The sequence below is a fragment of the Acinetobacter towneri genome (assembly GCF_017498585.1).
GTDB lineage: Bacteria > Pseudomonadota > Gammaproteobacteria > Pseudomonadales > Moraxellaceae > Acinetobacter > Acinetobacter towneri.
In genome coordinates this window covers 95,528-117,657 of the sequence record NZ_CP071766.1, presented here as the reverse complement: position 1 = coordinate 117,657, position 22,130 = coordinate 95,528, and the positions used below count along the sequence as shown (strand labels likewise).

Here is a 22,130-nt window from a genome sequence, read left to right as displayed (position 1 = left end):
TCGCCAATGACTTTATTCAGTAGGTCGTTGTAGCTGCTGCTCTTTTAAATAGTCTTCCGTACGCTGCATTGCTGCTTGAATATTGACCAATGCTTGCTCTACATCTGCAAATGTTTTGGCATTGCCGCCACTTAGTGCCTGACGCCATTTACGTGCACCTGGCAGGTTTTGGAATAAACCTAAAATATGGCGGGTAATGACAGAAAGTGGTGCACCTTGTTGTAGACGTTGTTCAATATACGGCAACATGCGCTGCATAATTTCAAAACGGTCAGGTAATTCTAGCCCCCATAATTGCCCAAGCTCTGCCAGTAAATAAGGGTTGTGATAGGCTTCACGACCAATCATCACCCCATCGACATGCTTGAGGTGTTGTTGGGTTTCGGCAAACGTTTTAATTCCACCATTAATTTCAATTAACAATTCGGGGCGGTCTTGTTTTAAACGATACACATCCTCATAACGCAGAGGCGGAACTTCGCGGTTTTCTTTAGGCGATAAACCTTGTAATAAGGCAATTCGGGCATGCACGATAAAGTTATTGCAACCTGTTTGAGCCACAGTATCCACAAAATGCAGCATCTCTGCATAAGAGTGCATGTCATCAATCCCGATTCGATGTTTTACGGTCACAGGAATATCAACCGATTGACGCATGGCGGCAATACACTCTGCAACCAAGTCTGGTTCTGCCATTAAACACGCACCAATTTTATTGTTTTGTACTCGATCACTTGGGCAGCCAACATTCAGGTTGATTTCATCATAACCCCAGTCTTGTGCCATTTTACTGCAGGTCGCAAGGTCTTTCGGATTTGAACCGCCCAACTGCAAGACAATAGGATGTTCTTCTTTGCTGTAATCTAAATGGCGCTTGGCATCACCAAATAAAATTGCGCCAGTGGTTACCATTTCAGTATACAGAATGATATTGGGGTTAAATAAACGTGCAAAAAAACGGTAATCGCGGGTAGTCCAATCCATCATAGGGGCAACCGAAATGCGAGGTTGTAAAGTTTGGATGGCACGTGTCATAACCCACCTGAATTGAAAAACAAAAGCACAAGACCGCGCATTATACGGGGTTTAAGTGAAAATCGACAGTATCCCCAACCCACATCCATTGGCATTAACTTTGCTTTGTTCGCTATGAACAAAGCAGCGCAACCGTAGATGCTAAAGCGGAACTGCTCAGTATTTGTATGCGTAGCCGTTTTTTAGTATGTTGAAAAGATAGGATAACGCAGCATAAGAGGGAAAATAAAATGTTGGTATTAGAAGAAATTTATCGAACTAAGAAAAATGAATTTTCAACGGCATTTAATTTACGCATGCAGCGCAGTTTAAGTTGGTGGAAAAAAGCCATTAAGTTTCATGATGATGTCGATATGCAATTTATGACAGCATGGGTGGCGTTGAGTGCTTTGTATGCGCAAGGTCAGACGGCAGAGCATACACAACAGACTTTGCAGCAATTTGTGCAGCGCATGTATCAAAAAGATGTCGATCAGCGCATGGCGAGAATCATTTGGGAAAAATATCCACAAAGTTTAGAGGTATTGCTGACCAATCCTTATTTGTATCAAAGTTTTTGGGATTGGCGTAATCAAAAAATGACTGAAGCTGAATGGCGTGCAGATTATGAGGCAGAAAAACAGCAGATTATGCAGGCATTGCACATTCATGATTCGGTCACAATTTTGGCATGTTTGTTTAAGCGCTTATTGACGTTACAGCAGCAACTTTTACAAGGTGGTGCAACTTATAACAGTGCAATCAACCGCAAACAACTCAGCCATGCCAATACTTTATTGTGTGCGTTGATGCCGTGTTTTATCCAAATTTTATTGGAAAATTTAGAAAATGTGGAATTGAGTCAGCCATTTTACCCTGTGATGCAAATGTCTTAAGCGACTTGCTTGATTGTAATAGCAGCGTTTAAGGCATGGCGGTGTGTTGACGTTGATGTTGCCAGTCGAGCAGGGCAAAGCTCATTGCGGCGGTAACAAAACACAAACCAACTAGGCAACTCCATAACCATCCACCGTGTTGCCATGCATAGATTCCCAAGGCAGAACCACAAGCACCGCCAGTAAAATAACTGGTCATATAAATTGAGTTAATCCGCGATTTGGCATCGGGGTGTAAACGGAAAATCACGTTTTGGTTGCTGCTGTGTACGGTGGCAAGCCCAAGGTTAATTAAGCCAAAACCAAGAATATAACTCCATAAGCTGAATTGTCCGTTGTATAGAAAGACCCAGCTAATTGCCAATAACCCCACCCCCCCCCAAGTCAGTGCTGTAACATAGCCGCGATCTGCAATTTTTCCCACATGTTTAGTCGAAAGAGCACCGAATACTCCCACCATTGCCACAATGCCCACCATAAAGTCGGCTAAGCCAAAACTGGATTTGAGTAATACTGCAATGGTAGAAAACAACACACTCATCGCTGCAAAAGCAAACGCACCGAGCAAGGCACGATAGACCAAACGACGTTCTTCTAAAATGAGTTTGCCCATAGACTGAAACACAGCCAAATAACTGAGTTTGCTGGTTGAGATAAAGGGTAAGCGTGCTTTGAGTACCGCGGCAATGCAAAGCATCAGCACACCGCTAATCAGGTAAATCACTTTCCAATGGAATAAGTTGGACAGCAAACCTGCCAAACTGGTCGAAAGTAAAATACCGACCAATAAACCACTCATCAATAAACCGACCACTTCACCCATTTTTTCAGGTTTTACGGTCATGGTGGCAAAGGGAATTAAGACTTGTGCTGCAACTGAAAACAGCCCTGTGATAATCGTGCCAATCCATAGCATGCTTAAATTGCTGGAAAAGGCACATAAAAATAAGCCAATCGAGGCCAAAAACATCAATAAGGGAATGAATTTGGTTTTATTGACAATATCGCCCATGGGCACAATGAATAATAAACCCAGAGCATAAGACACTTGTGCAAAAGTCACTGTCAATGCCACTTGGGATTGCGGAATTTGGAAAGATTGATGAATCGAGTAAATCAGCGGTTGGCAATAATAATTCGCACCCGCGCATAGACCACAGGCAATCGCCATCAACCAGAGCAGGGTTTTATCTTGGCTGATGTCGGGTGCAGTGTTCATAATTATCCTAAGGTCAATGGTAAAACGGGGTTGCAGTAGCTCAAAGATTGAATCCAATATTCAACTTCATTAGTGGCAGGATGTCGCCTTTAGCTTAATGAGAAAACTTGTTTTTGGACAAGGTGATCATCATCACGCCTACAATATTGAGCATGCAGCCGAACCATTGTATGCCATTTAGATGTTCACCTAAAAATGCTGTGGCCAATAGAATCGTCAAGATGGGGCCAATTGAAGCAATCATGGCCGATTGTGCCGCACCTAAACGGGCGATACTGTGCGCCATGAGTAAGGTGGGCAAGACTGTGACAAATATCCCTAAAGCTATGCCATAGCCCAGCACTTCTACAGGCAGTTGTTGCACCAGTCCGAGCGGATTAGGTGTGACCAAACTGTAATGCGTAAGCGTACCGATGCAGGCAATACTTAAAGCCAGACCTGTAAAATTCCATGAACCAAAATGCTGAATCAGGCTTTTGGTCAGCAATAAATAGCCTGCAAAACACACTGCACTGGCGAACACCAAACTGCTGCCTAACCAAAAATACGTGTCATGCGGGGTATTGCTCTGTTCCTGTAACATCACAATCACTGTTCCGCCATAACTCAGGGCAATTGCAAATAGGCTCAGCCAGCTCAGTTTCTGTCGATACATTACGCTCGAAGCCAGAACGGTGAGCGTTGGGTATAAAAACAGAATAATGCGTTCTAATGAGGCACTAATGAACATCAGCCCTAAAAAATCCAACCAGCTGGAAAAATAATAGCCCATCAAACCTGCAAAAATCAGCAACAGCCAATTGCGTGTAGAGATGTTGCGACTGTGATGGCGATTGAGCCAACAAATCAGCAAGAAGAAAGGCAGGGCACTTGCCATGCGCAAAGCCATGAGTACGGTTGCATCGACCAACGGTGAAAGTGCATAAGCCTGTTTAATAAAAATGGCTTTGGTACTAAACAAAAAGGCTGCAAATAAGGCAAAGATGGAGCCCCATTGTGTGGCGTTAAGTCTGATCATGAAAAATGCTGTCGAGCAAGGTGGATGCAAGAAAAGTGACACATGCCGCGCACACAAATGCAAGTTGCATGATGGATAAAGACAGATGCGACTGCATGGATAAAGCTGTGTGCTGTATTTGAGCAAGCATAGCCGATTTTATGCAGATGGTCTGCTTGAGATGGCACAAATTTTGTGAAAAGTAGAGTAAATGGGGTTTGCACGATAATGGTGCAAATTAGCTAAAAATGTTGCAAAACAGAGAAAATCCATCATCAGACTAAATGACGCACAAAAAAAATGAAAAAAATAGTAGCACTCAACTTAGACCTGAGTTGAATAAATTCAAGCTTCTTTTAAAAGTTTTACTGTTTCAAATATTCGATTTTACTCATAAGGCAAAGGTAGGTTTTTCTAAGGTTTTCAGATGGGCAAAACACTTCTAAATTGAACTGTGTTGTGCGGTGTAAAAATTGTCAAAAAAGTCAATTTGGTGTTTAAGTTTTTGCTTTTAGCGCTTAAATGTATAGATATGCAATCTTTTAGCGCTAAGTCGGATTTTCCCAATTAAGTGAAATGCGTGTCAGAATGATCAATGCTTAATTCATTTAAATGTGGTCAACTGCAAGCTCAAAGCATCGCTTTTTTTCTTTTAGACACTTCAAATCGAAGTTTTGCTGAATAATTAGACTTATATTCAAGAAGCAAAACTTATCAATTATATCTCGCAACAATATTTTTATGAATCATCAGTTCAAAATATGGGTATTTATTAAATAAATATTGGGTGGTAATTTAAAAATGTTGCATTAGAATCCAAAAATTCAACAAAACTTATCCTGAGGGGAAAGCATCGTTATCCACGATGTTGACTTAAGAAAAACTAGCTTGAGGAACGCTCATGCAGATCGGAATTCCAACCGAAACTGTTGTCGGTGAAAATCGTGTCGCTGCGACGCCAGAAACAGTAAAGAAGTTGATTAGCGCGGGTCATAGCGTAGTCATTGAACGTGGTGCAGGCGTAAAAGCCGCTTATATCGACAGCGCTTATGAACAAGTAGGCGCGACCATGACAGATGATGCTTATCGCGGTAGCCAAATGATTTTGAAAGTTCGTGCCCCAAAGGGTGAAGAAATTCAAAAACTTGCACCGAACAGCACTGTGGTGGCGATGTTTGATCCTTACCGCAATACTGAATTAGACCAATTTGCTGCGGCTCAGGTGTCTGCATTTGCTTTAGAGCTTTTGCCACGTACCTTGTCGCGTGCGCAAAATATGGACGTGTTGTCATCACAAGCCAACTTGGCAGGTTATAAATCTGTGTTGTTGGCTGCAGCAGAATATCAACGCATGTTCCCAATGTTAATGACGGCAGCGGGTACTGTAAAACCTGCGCGTGTTGTGATCATGGGTGTGGGTGTTGCTGGTTTGCAAGCCATTGCAACAGCGAAGCGTTTAGGTGCTGTAGTCGAAGCAACTGACTTGCGTCCAACGGCAAAAGATCAGGTGGAATCTTTGGGTGGTAAGTGGTTAGACGTACCAATGTCTGAAGAAGAACAACAAAAAGCTGCCGATGCTGCCAAAAATGGTTATGGCTGGATGCCTGGTGAACAATACATTAAAGACCAAGCAGTGATTGTCGATAAAGCCGTTTCTAATGCGGATATCGTGATTACCACTGCGTTATTGCCGGGTCGTGATGCACCGCGTTTAATCAAAGCGGAAACTGTGGCAAAAATGAAGCCGGGTTCTGTGATTTTAGATATGGCAGTCGAAACGGGCGGTAACGTCGAAGGTTCACAATGCGGTGAAACTGTAGTGACTGCCAATGGTGTGAAAATTTTGGGTATTCCAAACATTCCATCGACTGTATCGACAGAAGCATCTGCACTATATGCGCGTAATGTGTTGAATTTTGTTGAAACATTATTTGATAACGACAAGAACTTCGCATTGAATCCTGAAGAAGAAATTCAGAAAGCGTTGCTGGTCACTCATAACGGTCAAGTGCTGTTAAAGCGTGGTTAAGGAGAATTCTCATGGTTGAAACAATTACGATTTTTGTCCTTGCCATCTTCGTAGGTTACTACGTGGTGTGGGGGGTAACACCTGCGTTACATACGCCATTAATGGCAGTAACCAATGCACTTTCTTCAATCATTATTGTAGGTGCGATGATTCAAACTGTTGGTCTACCAATCATGGGTGTAGAAGGCAGTGTCGATTTCCAAACCATTAATGTGGTGAGTGTACTGGGTGCGATTGCTGTGTTCTTGGCAAGCATCAATATTTTCGGTGGTTTTGCAGTGACTGCACGTATGCTGGAAATGTTCAAACCAAAAGCAAAGAAAAAAGAGGGCTAATGCATGGAATTTATTCGTGAATATGCAGACTGGTTCTATTTAATCGGGGCTGTGCTCTTTATCTTAACTTTACGTGGTTTGTCTGGGCCTAAAACTGCGATTGCGGGCAACCGTTACGGCATGATCGCAATGGCGATTGCAGTCTTGACTACATTCTTTGTGGCAGACAATCCAGTTGTGTGGATGATTCTGGCAGCTATGGCAGCAGGTGCGGTGGTGGGTATTGCCCGCGCACGTACGGTGCCAATGACTCAAATGCCTGAAACTGTAGCGTTAATGCACTCTTTAGTCGGTTTGGCTGCAGTTTTAATTGCGATTGCTGCGATTATTCATAACAACAAGTTGATCGAACTTGGTCCAGACTTGTTGGCTGCAAATGGTATTACTTTCCATGAAATGAGCAAAGTTCATTTATTTGAATTGTTTGTAGGCTGTTTCGTGGGGGCGATTACCTTTACCGCATCTGTTTTTGCATACGGTAAATTGGCGGCAAAGAAATGGGCAAAAACCATTTCGGGTGCATGGGTAAAACCTGTTCAAGCGTTAATTTTCCTTGCTATGCTCGGTTTCGGGATTCACTTCTTCCTGAGCGGTAACATGACTTCATTCTGGGCAATGACAGGTTTAGCCTTGGCATTCGGTTGGGTATGGATTGCACCAGTGGGTGGCGGTGACATGCCAGTTGTGGTGTCATTGTTGAACTCATTCTCAGGTTGGGCGGCAGCAGGTATTGGTTTCACACTTGAAAACAACATGCTGATTGTTGCAGGCTCATTGGTCGGTTCTTCAGGTGCGATTCTGTCTTACATCATGTGTAAAGCCATGAACCGTTCAATCATCAACGTATTGTTTGGTGGTGCGATGGGCGGTGCAGCAGCACCAACGGCAGCAGCGGGTGCGCAAGTGCAACGTAACTACCGTTCAGGTTCTGCTGATGATGCTGGCTTCTTGATGTCAAATGCAGACAGCGTAGTAATTGTACCGGGCTATGGTATGGCGCAAGGTCGTGCACAGAATGCGGTCAAAGAATTGGCCAACTTGTTAAAAGAGCAAGGTGTAACTGTGCGTTTTGCCATTCACCCAGTTGCAGGTCGTATGCCGGGTCACATGAACGTATTACTTGCAGAAGCAGACGTACCGTATGAAGACATCTTAGAAATGGACGAAATCAACTCAGATTTCCCTGCAACAGATGTGGTGTTGGTGATTGGTGCAAATGACGTAGTTAACCCTGCGGCAAAAGACGATCCAAACTCGCCAATTTACGGCATGCCAATTCTTGAAGCGCATAAAGCACGTACCATTATGGTCATCAAGCGCTCAATGGCAACAGGTTATGCGGGTCTAGACAACGACTTGTTCTATAACGACAAGACCATGATGATCTTTGGTGATGCCAAGAAAGTTGTGGAAGATATGACTAAATCAATCAACGGTACAGGTCACTAAGACACTGTTTCCAGATATGAAACCGCCTTCGGGCGGTTTTTTTTATGGCTGATGTAAAGTGGTTAATTGAGATCAGGCAGATTGAGTTCGGGCGAGTTTTATAGGATTGGTTTGAAGCAATGTATTGGGTAGGGGATGATATAAACCAATATTTGGTGGGTAGATTAATGCGATATAAAAATGATTAGGGATATGAGCTTCAAAAGATCTGCATTAAAAAAGCGACTTATTTGAAAGTCGCTTATTGTGTATCTTTAAGGCTGCTCAAGTGAGCTGTTGTATTAAGCAACAGACTCAGGCGTAGTGCGCCATAAGCTTTCTAGGTCGTAGAATTTACGTGCTGTTGGTAGCATGATGTGAACCACTACCATACCAAGATCGACCAAGATCCATTCTGCATCACGTTCACCTTCAATACCAATTGGGCGGAAGCCTGCTTTGCGCGCTTCTTCGGCAACATTGTCGGCAAGAGATTTTACGTGGCGAGTTGATGTACCGCTAGCAATCACAATGGCATCTGAAACATTGCTGATGCTGCTGACATCAAGTTCAACAATTTCTTTGGCTTTTACATCAAGGAGAGCTTCATGTACAACTTTAAGACAAGTTTGTACGTCATGCTTTTGGGTATTCATTGCAAGATCGTGAGAATTAGAAGCGCCGGGCGATGGTTCTAAATTCATGGGGTGTATAATTTCCTAAAATTATTCATCGTCTAATATAGCTGTTTTAGCCTGAAATTTCAAATCGGTTTAATTTTAACCACTTTGATTTGAGGGAAAGTATTTGTCTTTCCATGCAAATGATTGATTTGACGCCAGACTTGGGCGGTATTCTGCAGCGATATAGCCTGAATAAGCACTGTGCTGTAACCATTTGAAAATAGTAGTATAGTCTAGCTCGCCTGAATCGGGTTCATGGCGTCCTGGATTGTCGGCAAACTGGATATGACCAATATCCTGAATGTTTTCTTGCAATGCGCTCAGCACATCTTCACCCATCATCGCCATGTGATAACAGTCGTATTGCATTTTAAGAGCAGGATGTTTGACTGCTTCTAGCATCTCTTGAGCTTGCGCAATATTTTGTACTAAAAAGCGTGGCATGTCGGTGCCATTAATCATTTCAAAGACAGGCTGAATATGATGTTGAGTGAGCATCGAGCAGGCCAGTTTTAGGTTTTCTGCCAGTGTGTTTAAGCAAGGCAGTAAATCGGCATCGACAGGTTGTTTGCCTGCCAAAATATTGACGCTAGGGACATTTAATGCCGTGGCATAGCGGATGGCTAACTCTAAGGCATGATGAAATTCAATCTCTTTCCCGGGTACGCCCGCCAAACCATTGCCGCCTTGCATGAGGTCACCCGCAGGGACATTGATTAAACACAGGCTGAGTTGGTGGAGTGTGAGTTGGGTTTGAATCTGCTCAATACTCAGCTCATAGGGAAATTGAATTTCAACATGCTGAAAACCATGTTCGCGTGCAAGGGCAAAGCGTTCAATTAAAGGCACTTCGGTAAAAATCATCGACAGATTAACCGCCAGTTTAGACATGCAGGTGCTCCTTGCAGGCAAAGGTTGGATCAGGAATCAAGCCGATTAAGCTTCGACCTGATGAATAATGGTGGCTAAATCTGCTTCTGCAAAACCCTTGGCTTGATGGGCTTGCAGTTGTGAAAGGGCTTTTTCTGCCACAGGAATCTGTAACTGAAATTGCGCTGCCAGTTGTAAGGCATTGTTTAAATCTTTAGACAGGGTTTGGACTTTCCATTGCACAGGCTCAAAACTGTGAGTTGCCATACGTGGAGTTAAAATCTGAAACGGTTTCGAGTCGGCAAAACCACCCGCCAAAGCAGGTGCAAGTAAACGGGTGTCTACGCCTGCCTGTCCTGCTAAGGCAACAGCTTCGGCAATTAGGGTGCTGTTGGCAGCAACAATCAGTTGGTTGCAGATTTTAGTGGCTTGTCCTGTGCCTGTTTCGCCCATACGGGTCACACGTTGTGACAGCACATCATAAATCGGGCTTAATTTTTCGATGGTGTTTGCATCACCCCCTGCAAAAATCACCAAACTACCTTGTTCGGCTCCCGCAGTGCCTCCCGATACAGGTGAGTCAATCCATGTGACCTGTTTGAGGTTGGCTTGCTGCGCTAGCTTTTGGGTTTGATCTACAGACAAACTGGAAAAATCGACAATGACTTGTTGAGCAGTCAAAAAAGGCTCAATTTGATCTAATACAGCTTGGACGGCATTATCATCGGCAAGGCAACTCAAGATCACTGGATATTGTCCGATCTCGCTCAATTGCAGCGGTTTTGCCCCCAGACTGAGCACAGATTTGCAAGCCGCAGGGCTACGATTCCACACCGCGACCTCAAAACCTGCCTGAACTAAGCGGGTTGCCATGCGCGTCCCCATAAGTCCCATACCTAAAAAAGCGATTTTTGTGTCACGATCAAAATGCATAGCGCTGATTCTCCGTTTTTGCCTACAGTACAAGTCTGGCTTGAAATGTCAATTTAGCCTTTGGTCAAAGTCTGTTGTGTTTGAACTGAATCAAAACTGACGCGGTGCAAAGGTCACTTCAGGGTTCTTGTCCTTTTTACGTGCCAGTTGGCTATTTTTACCCAGCAATAATTTTAATTGCCAAATTTTTTCTAAACGTAAAGATTTATTTGGCGCATGTTCCATAGCATCCAGCACTTGTTTGGCTGCAGCCAATGCATCAGGAGAGCGTTGTGCAATTTCTTCAGCAAGGTCTTGTGCTTTTTGTAAAGGTGTTGCATCTAAATGCGTGACCAAGCCAATTTCTTTGGCATAGTTGGCATCAAAAATACGTGCAGTTAAGGTCAGTTCTTTGGCAAGGTCTAAACCAATTAAACCTTTTAATGAACGGCTTAGCCCCATATCAGGCACTAAGCCCCAACGGCTTTCCATAATCGACATTTGCGTGTCAGGATGCGCGATACGAATATCTGCAGCCAAAGCCAATTGCATCCCTGCGCCAAAACAATAGCCTTCAATTGCAGCAATTACAGGTACAGGCAATTGTTGCCAAACGAGAAATGCTTTTTGAAACAGGCTTTGCCCTGGCTTAATTAATTCCCAAGCCGCAAATGCACGGTTTTGTGGATTGTTGAGGTCGGCCAAGTCAATGCCTGCACTAAATACCTTTGCTTCGCCTGTTAAAATTACACAACGTAAGCTGCGGTCTTTTTTAAGTTTTTCGGCAGTCCGCACCAATTCTTTAAGTAGGGCAAAACTCATGGCATTGCGTTTGTCTGGGCGGTTCAGGGAAACTGTGGCGATGCCGTTATTTTTTTCGATACGAAGTAAGGTCATGATGTGAGCTCTTGTTTTTACTGGGCAAAGCATAACATGGGCAGCAGTGCGATAAATGACAGCAGAGTCACGGCAAAGCCTTGCGACCTTGCCTTTGATTACGTGACTTTTTTTTGTGAATAGTGCTGGGTGAGTCGTGCTTACAAACTGTATCTTCTCGTTGAGGCGTTCGCGGTGAATGTCACTTTGATGTTGGCTAACTCACCGCATTATGTTTGGTAAAAATGTGTTCTGCTGCATGTTCAACTTGCTGTATACAGGTTTGTAATTCCTGATAACGGTTTAAGACCTCTTGCACAAACAGATCATCGGCTTTACGACGTTCTTTACGTAAGGTCGAAACAAACTGTTCAAATGAGCCTGTTACTTCTTGCAGGTTCGGTGTGCCAACATAGCGGGTCGCACCATACAGACGATGCAACACATGCTCGAGTTGTGGGAAATCTTCCAGTTCAATCAGCTGTTCAATTTCATGTAATTCTGTGGCAAAGCTATCCACTAGCATTTTCAGTAAATCCACTGCAAGGTCTTCTTTGTTGGCTGCCAGCATTAGGCTTTGTTGCCAATCCAACACCTGTGGATCTAGCGCTTCAATCACAATGGCTTTATCGACTGCAGGTGGCTTATTAAAACTTTGCGTGGTCCAATGGGTTAAAATTTGGATGATTTGTTCAATCTGAATCGGTTTGGTGACATAGTCATCCATACCGACTTTGAGTAATTTTTGCTTTTCATCGGCAAGAGCATGCGCGGTGAGGGCAATAATAGGTAAGCGTTTGTGATTTTCCAAAGTCGATTCTAAAGAACGAATCGCACGGGTGGTATCTACCCCCGACATCACAGGCATTTGAATATCCATAAAGATCAGGTCAAATGGTTGCTGTCCCTGCTCAATGCGTTGCTGCAAAATCCCCAAAGCTTCCTGACCACTTTGCGCTTTGGTGGTGGTCACATTCAGTTCGCCTAACAAGGCTTCGAGTACAATCAGGTTTGGTAGATGGTCATCCACCGCTAAAATGTGCAGGCCTTTACCATCAAATGATGCAGAATCCTGTTCATCAAAACTGTTTTCATTGTTAAGTAAGTCAATTAAGGCGGAACGACTGAGTGGTTGATACAAAGCCCGCGCACGATATTCATTTAACAGACTTGGGTCTAGCGCCATTTGATAGCCATACACTGCCAAGTTACCTTGATAACGGGTACGAATTTCTTTTAATAAAGCTTCGGTGTCGCCACTATGATCAACAATCAACCAAGTATTGTCTTGCAGGTCGGATACATCTTTTAAGCGGCTAAATAAATCTAAAATTGAAGCGGCTTCAATATGTCGCACCGCATAATTTTCAAGATAATGACGCAAGACATTCGCTGTGGCAGGGTGCGCCAAATACGACACCACCTGAATCTCTTTAAAGTTTGGATGCTGCTGTGCATGCGCTTCATCTACCGCAAACATGGCAGTAAACCAGAAGGTCGAGCCTTTTTCGGTTGGGGCGCGTTCCTGATTGTCTTCAAAGCCAATTTGACCTTGCATCAAATGCACCAACTGTTTGGAAATGGCCAAACCTAAACCTGTACCACCAAATTGACGCGTGACCGAAGTATCACCTTGAGAGAAAGACTCAAACAATTTTTTACGGTCTGTGCCGCTTAAACCAATGCCGCTGTCTTGGACGCTAAAGTGAATCAGGCATTGTCCAATATCGTCATGTTCTACCCGTGCCCGTACAATAATTTCACCATCGGGGGTGAATTTAATCGCATTGGAAATTAAATTGGTCAAAATTTGCTTGAAACGTAAAGCATCGCCCAGCACATATTGCGGCACGTTATCGGCAAAATAAAAGGCCATGTTGATGTGCTTTTGCGCAGCCAAAGGCGAGAGCATATCCATTACATCAAAAATGGCTTCTTCTAAATCAAAGGGTGCGGTATCCAGTTCCAGTTTGCCTGCATCAATTTTAGAAAAATCCAATACGTCATTAATGAGTGCTAAAAGATGCGCCGATGATTTACGAATGGTCTGTAAATATAAATTCTGTTCATTGCTAAGATTTTCCTGACGCAATAACAGGTGAATAAAGCCATCAATACTGTTCAGTGGTGTTCTGAGTTCGTGACTGATGTTGGCTAAAAATACCGATTTAGACTGGTTGGCAGAAATCGCTTGGTCACGTGCCTGACGATAAGTGATGTTTTGCACTTCCAAAGTATCGAGGGTGCGGCGCAAGTCATCTTCGGTTTGTTCGGTATGTTCTTTGAGTTCTAAAAAGCTGAAATGCAGGCGTTTTACCACATTGGCAATATCCCGCTGCAGTAAGCGTAATTCGCCAGTACTGTTAATGACCATGTGTTGATCGAGCGTATCGGCATTCAGGCGTTGTAGCTGCATGCGAATTTCATACATGGGTGCAATCCAGCGTCGTGAATAGAAATTCAGACACAGCAATAACAACAACAGGGTCAGCAAGCCTGTGGCAATTAATACAATCATAACCCGATAACGGGCAATTTGTAATGGCTGATTGTCCAGTTCAATCAGCAACCATGCAGGACGGTTGATGTCTTGCTGAATTTGCATGCCGTACACATGATTATTTTTATACAGAATTGGGCCAAAAAAATCGGCATTTTTAGGGAATTTGGGCCATTCGGCTTGGTCTTGAAAGCCCATGCTTAAACGGCGTGTACCAGAAGCATCAATCAGTGCAGTACGAATCAAGTGCTTTTCGTTCATCATGTTTTGCATAAAAGTACGTGCTTCTTCGTACTTCCACGGAAAACTAGCCAGTTGATGTAAAGCTGCTTCAGATGGCAACTCAAAACGGGTCAAAATCGCAATTGCCATTTGTCGCTGCTGTGCTTTTGCGGCATTCGAGGTTTCGGATAAAACCAGCATTGTGCCGACGCATGCCAAAACCATAATTGGCACAAAAATAAGTGCAATCAGCTGTCCATAAGCATGATTTAAATGTAAGCGCTTAAATAACTTTTTATTGATATTTGACATGGTTAACGCAGTTCAATCCCTATGTTTGGCAGTTTAGCATGCTTTATCAAATGGAGCGTAAAACTCAGTCCTTCAGGTCAGAGATATAAGCGACACGACATGAAGTGTCGTTTGATTTAACTAAGGACTATTTTCCTTGAGTTTTGATTGTTAATATAAGTACATGAAAACCCTTAAATTACGTATAAAAGACAAACATTGCAAGGTGTTAGACCAACTAGCATCAGAAGTGAACTTCGTCTGGAATTATGTCAATGATTTAGGGTTTAGGCATTTGAAGCGGAAAGGTGAATTTCTCTCTGCTTTTGATATTGCCAAATATACGAAAGGCACATCCAAAGAATGTAATTTACATAGTCAAACCATTCAGGCTGTAACTGAAGAATTAGTCACCCGAAGAAAGCAATTTAAAAAGGCAAAGCTGAAATGGCGTGTCAGCAATAAAAAATCAGCAAGGCGCTCTTTGGGATGGGTTCCCTTTAAAAAGGTGGCTATCAAATATGCCACTGGATATGTCCAGTATGGAAAACACCAATTTAAGCTTTGGGATAGCTACGGTTTAAGCAAATACACGTTAAAAACAGGTTCATTTGTAGAGGATAGCCGTGGGCGTTGGTATGTATGTCTTGTTGTTGAATCGCCTAAGCAAGATAAATCGACAGCAACCAAATCGATTGGTATTGATCTAGGCTTAAAAGATATTGCCACCTGTTCTGATGGCACTGTAATTTCAAATCCAAAATTCTATCGAAAATATGAGCAGAAATTATGTATTGCTCAGAGAGCCAGGAATAAGAAGCGTGTTCGTGCATTACACGCCAAGATTGCAAATAGTCGAAAAGATCATTTGCATAAAGCAAGCACCAAGCTTGTGAATGAAAATGCATTGATTATTGTAGGTGACTTGAGTGCTAAAAAATTAGTAAAAACCAAAATGGCAAAATCTGTTTTGGATACAGGATTTTCGGCACTAAAAACAATGCTCAAGTATAAATGCGAGAACGCAGGCGTATTGTTTGAAGAAGTCCAAGAAGCCTATACCACCCAAATCTGTTCGTGCTGCGGTGAGATCACCTCAAGTAGTCCCAAAGGTAGTACAGATCTTGGAATAAGAGAATGGGAGTGCATGAGCTGTGGTACAGCTCATGATCGAGATATAAACTCAGCTCTAAACATTCTTGCGCTTGGGCATAAGCGTCTAGCTGTAGGAATCACCCTCTTTTAAGGGGGGGAGGATGTCAATTCTCCTGACTGTGTTTTCATCTGTTTGGTGCGAGTGGTTCAGCTGCATCTCGCAATCAATCGGTGTGCATTTTTTTGCATCCATCCCGCAAAAGACAATCTGAAATTGTGTTCATCTTGCCTAGAATTGTGTAGGCAGTGAGTGATGCATAAATTGTCGGCAGAGTATTGCTGTTTTGATAAAAAGCCTGTGAAAAACGTGCAGGAAGGTGCAAATTTTCATACAATAAGCCCACCTTGATATTGGTGCAGACCATGCTTGATACCCAATCAGATTTCCAAAGTGATGAATTTTTGTTAGATCATTATGTGGGCAAAACCCCATTGGTGCGTTTGCAGCGTTTGGCAAGTCATACGCAGGCAACGGTTTTGGCAAAACTGGAAGGCAATAACCCTGCGGGTTCTGTTAAAGATCGTCCTGCCTACAACATGATTATGCAGGCAGAAAAACGCGGTGAAATTCAACCGGGCGATACTTTAATTGAGGCAACCAGTGGCAATACCGGCATTGCTTTGGCGATGGTTGCAGCTATGCGTGGCTATAAAATGCAGCTGATCATGCCTGACAATATGAGCCAAGAACGTAAAGATGCCATGCGTGCCTATGGTGCAGAATTGATTGAAGTGACTAAAGCACAAGGCATGGAAGGCGCGCGCGATTTGGCTTTGCAAATGCAACGCGAAGGCAAAGGCTTGGTGCTGAACCAATTTGGTAACCCAGATAATGTTGAAGCACATTACCTGACCACAGGGCCTGAAATTTGGCAGCAAACGGGCGGTAAAATTACCCACTTTGTCAGCTCTATGGGCACAACAGGCACCATTATGGGGGTGTCTAAATACTTAAAAGAACAAAATCCAGAGATTCAAATTATTGGTTTACAACCTTCAGATGGTTCAAGTATTGCAGGGATTCGCCGTTGGCCTGAAGCATATTTACCAACCATTTTTGACCGTAGTCGTGTTGATCGTATTATTGATATTCCGCAAATTGAAGCGGAAAAAACCATGCGTAAACTGGCGCAAAAAGAAGGCATCAGCGCAGGCACATCATCGGGCGGTGCGGTATGGGCAGCTTTAAAAATTGCCGAAGAAAATCCAGATGCAGTGATTGTTTGTATTGTTTGTGACCGTGGTGATCGTTATTTATCGACAGGTTTGTTCTCTGTTCAAGATACTGAATTGTGATATTCATTTTTCTATCACCCATTGAGTAAGATTTTATGCGTTTACCTGTGCTGATTTTCGATATAGAAACCGTTACCGATTTGAAGTCAGGCGCGCATTTATATCAACTCGATTTACCCGAAGCAGAGCTTGAACAAGCATTAATGAAGTTGCGTCGCCAAGAGGCAGGAACTGATTTTCAGCGTTTGCCTTTGCATGAAATTGTGTGTATTTCAGGCTTGTGGATTGATGAACACGGCATGAAGCTGTTTTCCTTTAGCCGTGAACATGACAGCGAAGCGACAATGCTGAAAAAGTTTTTGTCTATTTTTGATAAGCGTCATCCGACTTTGGTCAGTTGGAACGGTTCGCAATTTGATTTGCCGGTGATTTTATTCCGTGCCATGTATCATGGGCTGTCTGCACCAAGTTTATTTGATCAGGGTGAGATTGATCAGCAAAAACGCTATAACAATTATCAAAACCGTTACCATCAGCGTCATGTCGATTTAATGGATGTGATGGCAATGTTTAATGGTCGTCATTTCCAAAAGTTGGATGACATTGCGTATTTGCTAGGTTTTCCGGGTAAGCGTGTAGATGCGGGCTATCATGTTCCTGCATTTATGCAAAGCGGTGAATGGTCGAGGCTGACTCGTTATTGTGAAGGCGATGTCTTAAATACTTGGTTGATTTATTTGCGTTGGCTGCTGCTCAAAGGGCAATTGCTGCTTGAAGAGCATACTTTATGGGTACAGCATACCATTCAATATTTGCATACTCAGCCGCAGCATGCAGACTTTTTAAGCGTGTGGCAGCACAGTTCGCAGCAAACTGAATTTACCCGTACAGATTTTCCTGAACAAAGTGTCACCACGCCTTCAAATGAATCCGTGATGCCTTTTCAATCTTCCCCATCTTCCGATATTTAGACTGATATGAAACATCGCAGTAAAAACCGTACCACGCAGCAGGCTGAGTATTGCTTTCAGGTGGAATCGTTGTCACATGAAGGGCGCGGGATTGCACACTACACAGCTCAGTCGGGTCATCCAGCCGAGAAGCAGGGGAAAACAGTTTTTATAGAGGGCGCATTGCCTGGTGAAACAGTACGCGCCAAAATTACGCATAGTAACAAACGCTTAGAAGAAGCCGAGTGTCTAGAAGTGCTGGGTGAGCCTTCGACATTACGGGTTACGCCACAATGTCTACATTATCAGCGTTGCGGTGGTTGTAGCATGCAGCATATTCAGTTGGATGAGCAGATTCATCTCAAACAACAGGTGTTGCAGTCGCATCTGCAACATTTTGCGCAAATTCAGCCTGAAGAATGGTTAGCGCCTTTGCGTTCACAGCGTGAAGATTATCGCCGCAAAGCCCGTGTTGGGGTGCGTTATATTGCCAGTCAAGACAAATTGGTGGTCGGTTTTCGTGAGCGCAATAGCAATAAACTGACCTCAATTGACCGCTGTATGGTGTTGGATCAGGCATTTGGTTCGTTAACACGAATCAAGCAGCTACTCCAAAGTCTAACAGGCAAGGCCCATATTGGTCATATAGAATTGGCGATGGGAGATCAAGAGATTGCTTTGGTGGTGCGGCATACAGAACAACTATCTGCAGCCGATATCAACCAGTTACAGCAGTTTGCGTTACAGAAACACTGGCAATTGTATTTGCAGCCTGAAGGTCCAGACAGTTTGCATCGGGTTGATGATCCGCATGCAGCAATGCGTTTGCATTATCGTTTAGATGATTTTGATGTGAGTTTTGGCTTTCATCCCCAAGACTTTACCCAAGTCAATTCTACAATTAATCCACAAATGGTTAAGCTGGCATGTGATTTGCTTAACTTAAAATCAGGTGATCGGGTGCTTGATCTGTTTTGTGGATTAGGCAACTTTTCATTGCCGCTTGCACGTTGTGTAGGTGCAACAGGAAAGGTGGTTGCTGTAGAGGGTTCAGAGCAAATGGTGCAGCGTGGTGCAGAGAATGCACAACGTAATGATTTAGACAATGTTAAGTTTTATTCACAAGATTTAACAAAAGATTTTTCGCATCATTCTTGGGCAAATCAAGGATTTGAGGCATTATTAATTGACCCTCCGCGTTCAGGCGCAGAGGAAGTGATGTATTATGTGCCCAAATTTGGCGCAGATAGAATCGTTTATGTGTCTTGTAATCCAGCCACACTCGCAAGGGATGCAGGTGTATTGGTCAAGCAGGGCTATCAATTGAAAAAAGCAGGCGTGATGGATATGTTTCCGCATACGGGGCATGTCGAATCCATTGCCTTGTTTGAGAAAGAAAAGCAAATAAACGATTTATAATATGAAGTACATAGAGGTAGGAGAAGGGTATGGTCACAGTACGTGAACAACTTCCTGGACGTTTAAATGAACTGTCTGAGGAAACGACTGTAGAACATGCCGAGCAAGCCCGACAGGATTTAGCAGAATGGCTAGACCGAGTACGCGGGATTTACGATGGGGCGGCACTTGAACAATTAGAACGCGTTGCCAATTACACCCTGAAAAAAGAGCTGGAAACAGACGTCAGTCATCCATCGCATACCTTATATACAGGTATTGAGATGGCGAATATTTTAGCGCACTTGCATGTCGATGAAGACACTTTGTCTGCAGCCATGCTCTATCGTAGCGTGCGTGAAAATGTCATGCAGTTAGATGAAGTGCGTGAAGAATTTGGTGAAGCAGTTTATGGCTTGATCAAAGGCACCTTGTCGATGGGTAAGTTGTCTGAACTGATTGAGAAAAATAAGCGTTTAGAAGACCATTTTAATAATAACCAGCGTGAACATTTAACAGGCATTTATAAAATGCTGATTTCCATGACGGAAGATGTGCGCGTGGTGCTAATTAAACTGGCAGAACGTACCTATTCATTACGTGAGTTGGCAACCGCTTCCAAAGAACGTCAGGAGCGTGTGGCGCGAGAAATTTTAACCATTTACTCGCCATTGGCACACCGTTTAGGCATTGCCCAACTGAAATGGGAACTCGAAGATTTAGCCTTCCGTTATTTGGCGCCAGACCGTTATAAAGAAATTGCGACGTTACTGAATGAAAAGCGTTTGGAGCGTGAAAACTACATTCAAAACGTAATTGAGCAATTGCGTACAGAGCTGGGCAATAATGGTATTCATGCCGAAATTAGCGGGCGGGTGAAACACATTTATTCGATTTATCGAAAAATGAAGAGTAAAAACCTCAGCTTCGATCAGCTCTATGACATTCGTGCTGTACGTGTTTTGGTGAAAACCATTCCAGAGTGTTACCACTCTTTGGGCATCGTACATCAATTGTGGCGGCATATTCCGCACCAGTTTGATGATTACATTACCAATCCAAAAGCCAATGGTTATCGCTCATTGCATACTGCCGTAATTGCAGAAAACAAGTCGCTTGAAGTGCAAATTCGTACCCTAGATATGCACGAAGAAGCCGAGCTTGGGGTATGTTCACACTTTAATTATAAAGAAGGTTCTAAAGCCACAGACCATTCGTTTAATCATCGTTTACATTCTTTGCGTTCTGTTTTAGAGCATTATCAGGAACGTAACGATGCCAGCGCACATAAAGAAGATGATGATTCTGAAAATTTTGAACAAATCCAAGAGTTTGAAGATTTTGAGAAAATTTATGTGTTCAGCCGTGATGGTGATATTAAAGAATTGCCACGTGGCTCAACGGTGCTGGACTTTGCTTATCATGTGCATACCGAAGTCGGCAATAAATGCTATGCCGCACGGGTCAATCAGCGCTATGTGCCGCTCACCTATACTTTAAAAACAGGCGAGCAGGTCGAGATTTTGACCAAAAAAGACCGTGAACCGAACCGTGATTGGTTGGTGAATTCTTTAGGTTATATTAAGACAGCACGTGCGCGCGATAAGCTGCGTCATTGGTTTAGACAGCAAGACCGCAGTAAAAATCTGGAAGTTGGGCGTGAAGTGCTCAATAAAGAATTGTCACGTTTGGCGATTCATCCAAAAAGTATTGATTTAAATGATTATTGCAATCACTTTAACGTCAAAACAGGTGAAGACATTCTGATTGGTTTGGTGAATGGTGATATTAGCCTGCATGCCTTAATTAATCAGGTCAATCGTCACATGCACTTAGATCAGGATGAACCTGAACTGGTGTTGAAGCCAACCTTGAACCCACGTGCCAGCCATACCTTATCGGCACATGGCATTTTGATTGATGGTTTGGATAACGTTGAACTGCATATCGCACAATGCTGTCAGCCTGTGCATGGTGAAGCGATTGCGGGGTATATTACCCTGAACCGTGGTGTGAGTATTCACAAAGTGGCGTGTTCGGACTATGTGCGTATGATTGGCAACGAACCTGAACGTGCGGTAGAAGCCGATTGGGAAATGCAGCCAACCCGTGGTCAAAGCGTGCAAATTGTGGTGGAAGCCTATGACCGCCGTGGTTTGCTCAAAGACTTAACCCAAGTGATTTTTGCCGATCAAATTAACATTCGTCAGGTGAATACTATTTCTGAAAGTGATGGTATCGCCAATATGAAATTGTTAATTGAGGTTAAAGGCTTGGCGCAACTTTCTCGTTTGTTGGCACGTTTAGAGCAGCAACCAGGGATTATCAGCGCACGTCGTTTGGTGCAAGGCAGCTAAGCGAGCACGCTTTAAAAAACCAGCATGTTTGCTGGTTTTTTTCTATCGTATTTCAGCCAAAATGGAGAAGGGCGGATGAATAAAACACCTAAAAAAATTTGTGTGAATGTTAGCCGCATTCAGCAGATTTTTAGTCCCGATCCAAGTGCTGTACGCAGTGAACAGATTCAACAGCAAAAACAGGCTATTTATCGGCATCGGAATCAATTGCTTTCTGGATACTTAGAACACGATATTCAAAACAGCGATATTGAGCGTAACCCACATGGCAAGCCATTTTTGACAGCATTCCCTCAATTGCAGTTTAACCATAGTCATAGCCGTCAGCATTATGCTTTGGTAAGCAGTTTTGAATTGCTCGATGTTGGCGTAGATGTCGAGGACTTAGACCGTAAGGTGCGTTTCGATGCCTTGGCACAACATGCGTTTCATCCCAATGAACTCCAATACTGGCAAGATTTGGAACACGACGCTGATTATTGGTTTCGTGTCTGGACAACTAAAGAAGCAGTGCTGAAAGCATCAGGTTTAGGGATTCGTTTAAGCCTGAATGAGTTGGATACTCGTATGCATCCCAATGCACAGGGCGGCATTTGTCATCATCCACAGATTGGGCATTTTGCCTATCAAAACTTTCGTTTATCAGATTGTATGTTGACCGTAGCATGGCGAGCAGCACCATCTTGCGCAGGCTTTCAATTTCCACAGATTCATATTATTCAGCATTAACATCGCAACGTCAGCGCAAATATCGCAATGCTA

At 43.3% G+C, this 22,130-nt stretch carries 18 protein-coding genes; 10 read left to right on the top strand and 8 right to left on the bottom strand.

The features are described from left to right. Positions 1–12: 12 nt before the first annotated feature. The gene (gene dusA / locus J4G44_RS00510; protein ID WP_004974902.1) at positions 13–1,035 is read right to left on the bottom strand and encodes a tRNA dihydrouridine(20/20a) synthase DusA; all 1,023 of its coding nucleotides are present in this window, start codon (positions 1,033–1,035) and stop codon (positions 13–15) included. Positions 1,036–1,265: 230 nt separating this feature from the next. On the opposite strand from dusA, the gene J4G44_RS00505 reads away from it, so the two are divergent. Further along, positions 1,266–1,910: a hypothetical protein gene (locus tag J4G44_RS00505; RefSeq protein ID WP_178867855.1), complete on the top strand. Its 645-nt coding sequence runs from the start codon at positions 1,266–1,268 to the stop codon at positions 1,908–1,910. Positions 1,911–1,938: 28 nt separating this feature from the next. Here J4G44_RS00505 and J4G44_RS00500 read toward each other — a convergent pair whose 3' ends face one another. Both J4G44_RS00500 and J4G44_RS00495 read right to left on the bottom strand, forming a co-directional pair. Then, a complete protein-coding gene (locus tag J4G44_RS00500; protein WP_207973739.1) occupies positions 1,939–3,129 on the bottom strand; it encodes an MFS transporter in 1,191 nt (396 codons plus the stop codon). A gap of 94 nt (positions 3,130–3,223) precedes the next feature. Next, a complete protein-coding gene (locus J4G44_RS00495) occupies positions 3,224–4,147 on the bottom strand; it encodes a DMT family transporter (RefSeq protein ID WP_104852536.1) in 924 nt (307 codons plus the stop codon). Between the two features lie 880 nt (positions 4,148–5,027). Between J4G44_RS00495 and J4G44_RS00490 the strand changes: the two genes are divergently transcribed. From J4G44_RS00490 to J4G44_RS00480, 3 genes are read left to right on the top strand one after another with little or no spacing between them, the layout of a single operon-like run. Then, complete coding sequence (locus tag J4G44_RS00490) at positions 5,028–6,155, top strand: Re/Si-specific NAD(P)(+) transhydrogenase subunit alpha (protein ID WP_004974923.1); 1,128 nt, start codon at positions 5,028–5,030, stop codon at positions 6,153–6,155. 11 nt (positions 6,156–6,166) lie between these two features. Then, on the top strand, positions 6,167–6,490 hold the full coding sequence (locus J4G44_RS00485; protein WP_004974924.1) for a proton-translocating transhydrogenase family protein: 324 nt from the start codon (positions 6,167–6,169) through the stop codon (positions 6,488–6,490). Positions 6,491–6,493: 3 nt separating this feature from the next. After that, on the top strand, positions 6,494–7,939 hold the full coding sequence (locus tag J4G44_RS00480; protein ID WP_004974925.1) for an NAD(P)(+) transhydrogenase (Re/Si-specific) subunit beta: 1,446 nt from the start codon (positions 6,494–6,496) through the stop codon (positions 7,937–7,939). Between the two features lie 281 nt (positions 7,940–8,220). On the opposite strand, the gene rsfS is transcribed toward J4G44_RS00480, so the two are convergent. From rsfS to J4G44_RS00455, 5 genes are all read right to left on the bottom strand, one after another. Next, positions 8,221–8,622: a ribosome silencing factor gene (gene rsfS / locus J4G44_RS00475; RefSeq protein ID WP_004974926.1), complete on the bottom strand. Its 402-nt coding sequence runs from the start codon at positions 8,620–8,622 to the stop codon at positions 8,221–8,223. Between the two features lie 75 nt (positions 8,623–8,697). Continuing rightward, positions 8,698–9,492, bottom strand: coding sequence for a hydroxypyruvate isomerase family protein (locus J4G44_RS00470; RefSeq protein ID WP_096901402.1), 795 nt, complete (start codon positions 9,490–9,492; stop codon positions 8,698–8,700). Between the two features lie 45 nt (positions 9,493–9,537). Then, positions 9,538–10,404, bottom strand: a complete 867-nt coding sequence (locus J4G44_RS00465) for an NAD(P)-dependent oxidoreductase (RefSeq protein WP_207973738.1) — start codon at positions 10,402–10,404, stop codon at positions 9,538–9,540. A 90-nt stretch (positions 10,405–10,494) separates the two neighbouring features. Further along, entirely contained in the window at positions 10,495–11,280 is a 786-nt protein-coding gene (locus tag J4G44_RS00460; protein ID WP_179995949.1) for a crotonase/enoyl-CoA hydratase family protein, read from the bottom strand. A 196-nt stretch (positions 11,281–11,476) separates the two neighbouring features. Next, positions 11,477–14,293 (bottom strand): GacS-like sensor histidine kinase, encoded by a 2,817-nt coding sequence (locus J4G44_RS00455; protein WP_004974930.1) that lies wholly within the window; start codon positions 14,291–14,293, stop codon positions 11,477–11,479. Between the two features lie 163 nt (positions 14,294–14,456). Here J4G44_RS00455 and J4G44_RS00450 point away from each other — a divergent pair, with 163 nt between their 5' ends. From J4G44_RS00450 to J4G44_RS00425, 6 genes are all read left to right on the top strand, one after another. Then, entirely contained in the window at positions 14,457–15,518 is a 1,062-nt protein-coding gene (locus J4G44_RS00450) for an RNA-guided endonuclease InsQ/TnpB family protein (RefSeq protein WP_207973737.1), read from the top strand. 272 nt (positions 15,519–15,790) lie between these two features. Continuing rightward, on the top strand, positions 15,791–16,723 hold the full coding sequence (gene cysM, locus J4G44_RS00445; RefSeq protein WP_179988696.1) for a cysteine synthase CysM: 933 nt from the start codon (positions 15,791–15,793) through the stop codon (positions 16,721–16,723). Positions 16,724–16,758: 35 nt separating this feature from the next. Then, positions 16,759–17,634: a 3'-5' exonuclease gene (locus tag J4G44_RS00440; RefSeq protein WP_004974933.1), complete on the top strand. Its 876-nt coding sequence runs from the start codon at positions 16,759–16,761 to the stop codon at positions 17,632–17,634. 6 nt (positions 17,635–17,640) lie between these two features. Then, complete coding sequence (rlmD, locus tag J4G44_RS00435; protein ID WP_207973736.1) at positions 17,641–19,032, top strand: 23S rRNA (uracil(1939)-C(5))-methyltransferase RlmD; 1,392 nt, start codon at positions 17,641–17,643, stop codon at positions 19,030–19,032. A 29-nt stretch (positions 19,033–19,061) separates the two neighbouring features. Further along, positions 19,062–21,368 (top strand): RelA/SpoT family protein, encoded by a 2,307-nt coding sequence (locus tag J4G44_RS00430; RefSeq protein WP_004974935.1) that lies wholly within the window; start codon positions 19,062–19,064, stop codon positions 21,366–21,368. A 75-nt stretch (positions 21,369–21,443) separates the two neighbouring features. Further along, complete coding sequence (locus J4G44_RS00425; RefSeq protein ID WP_104852526.1) at positions 21,444–22,097, top strand: 4'-phosphopantetheinyl transferase family protein; 654 nt, start codon at positions 21,444–21,446, stop codon at positions 22,095–22,097. Positions 22,098–22,130: the final 33 nt, after the last annotated feature.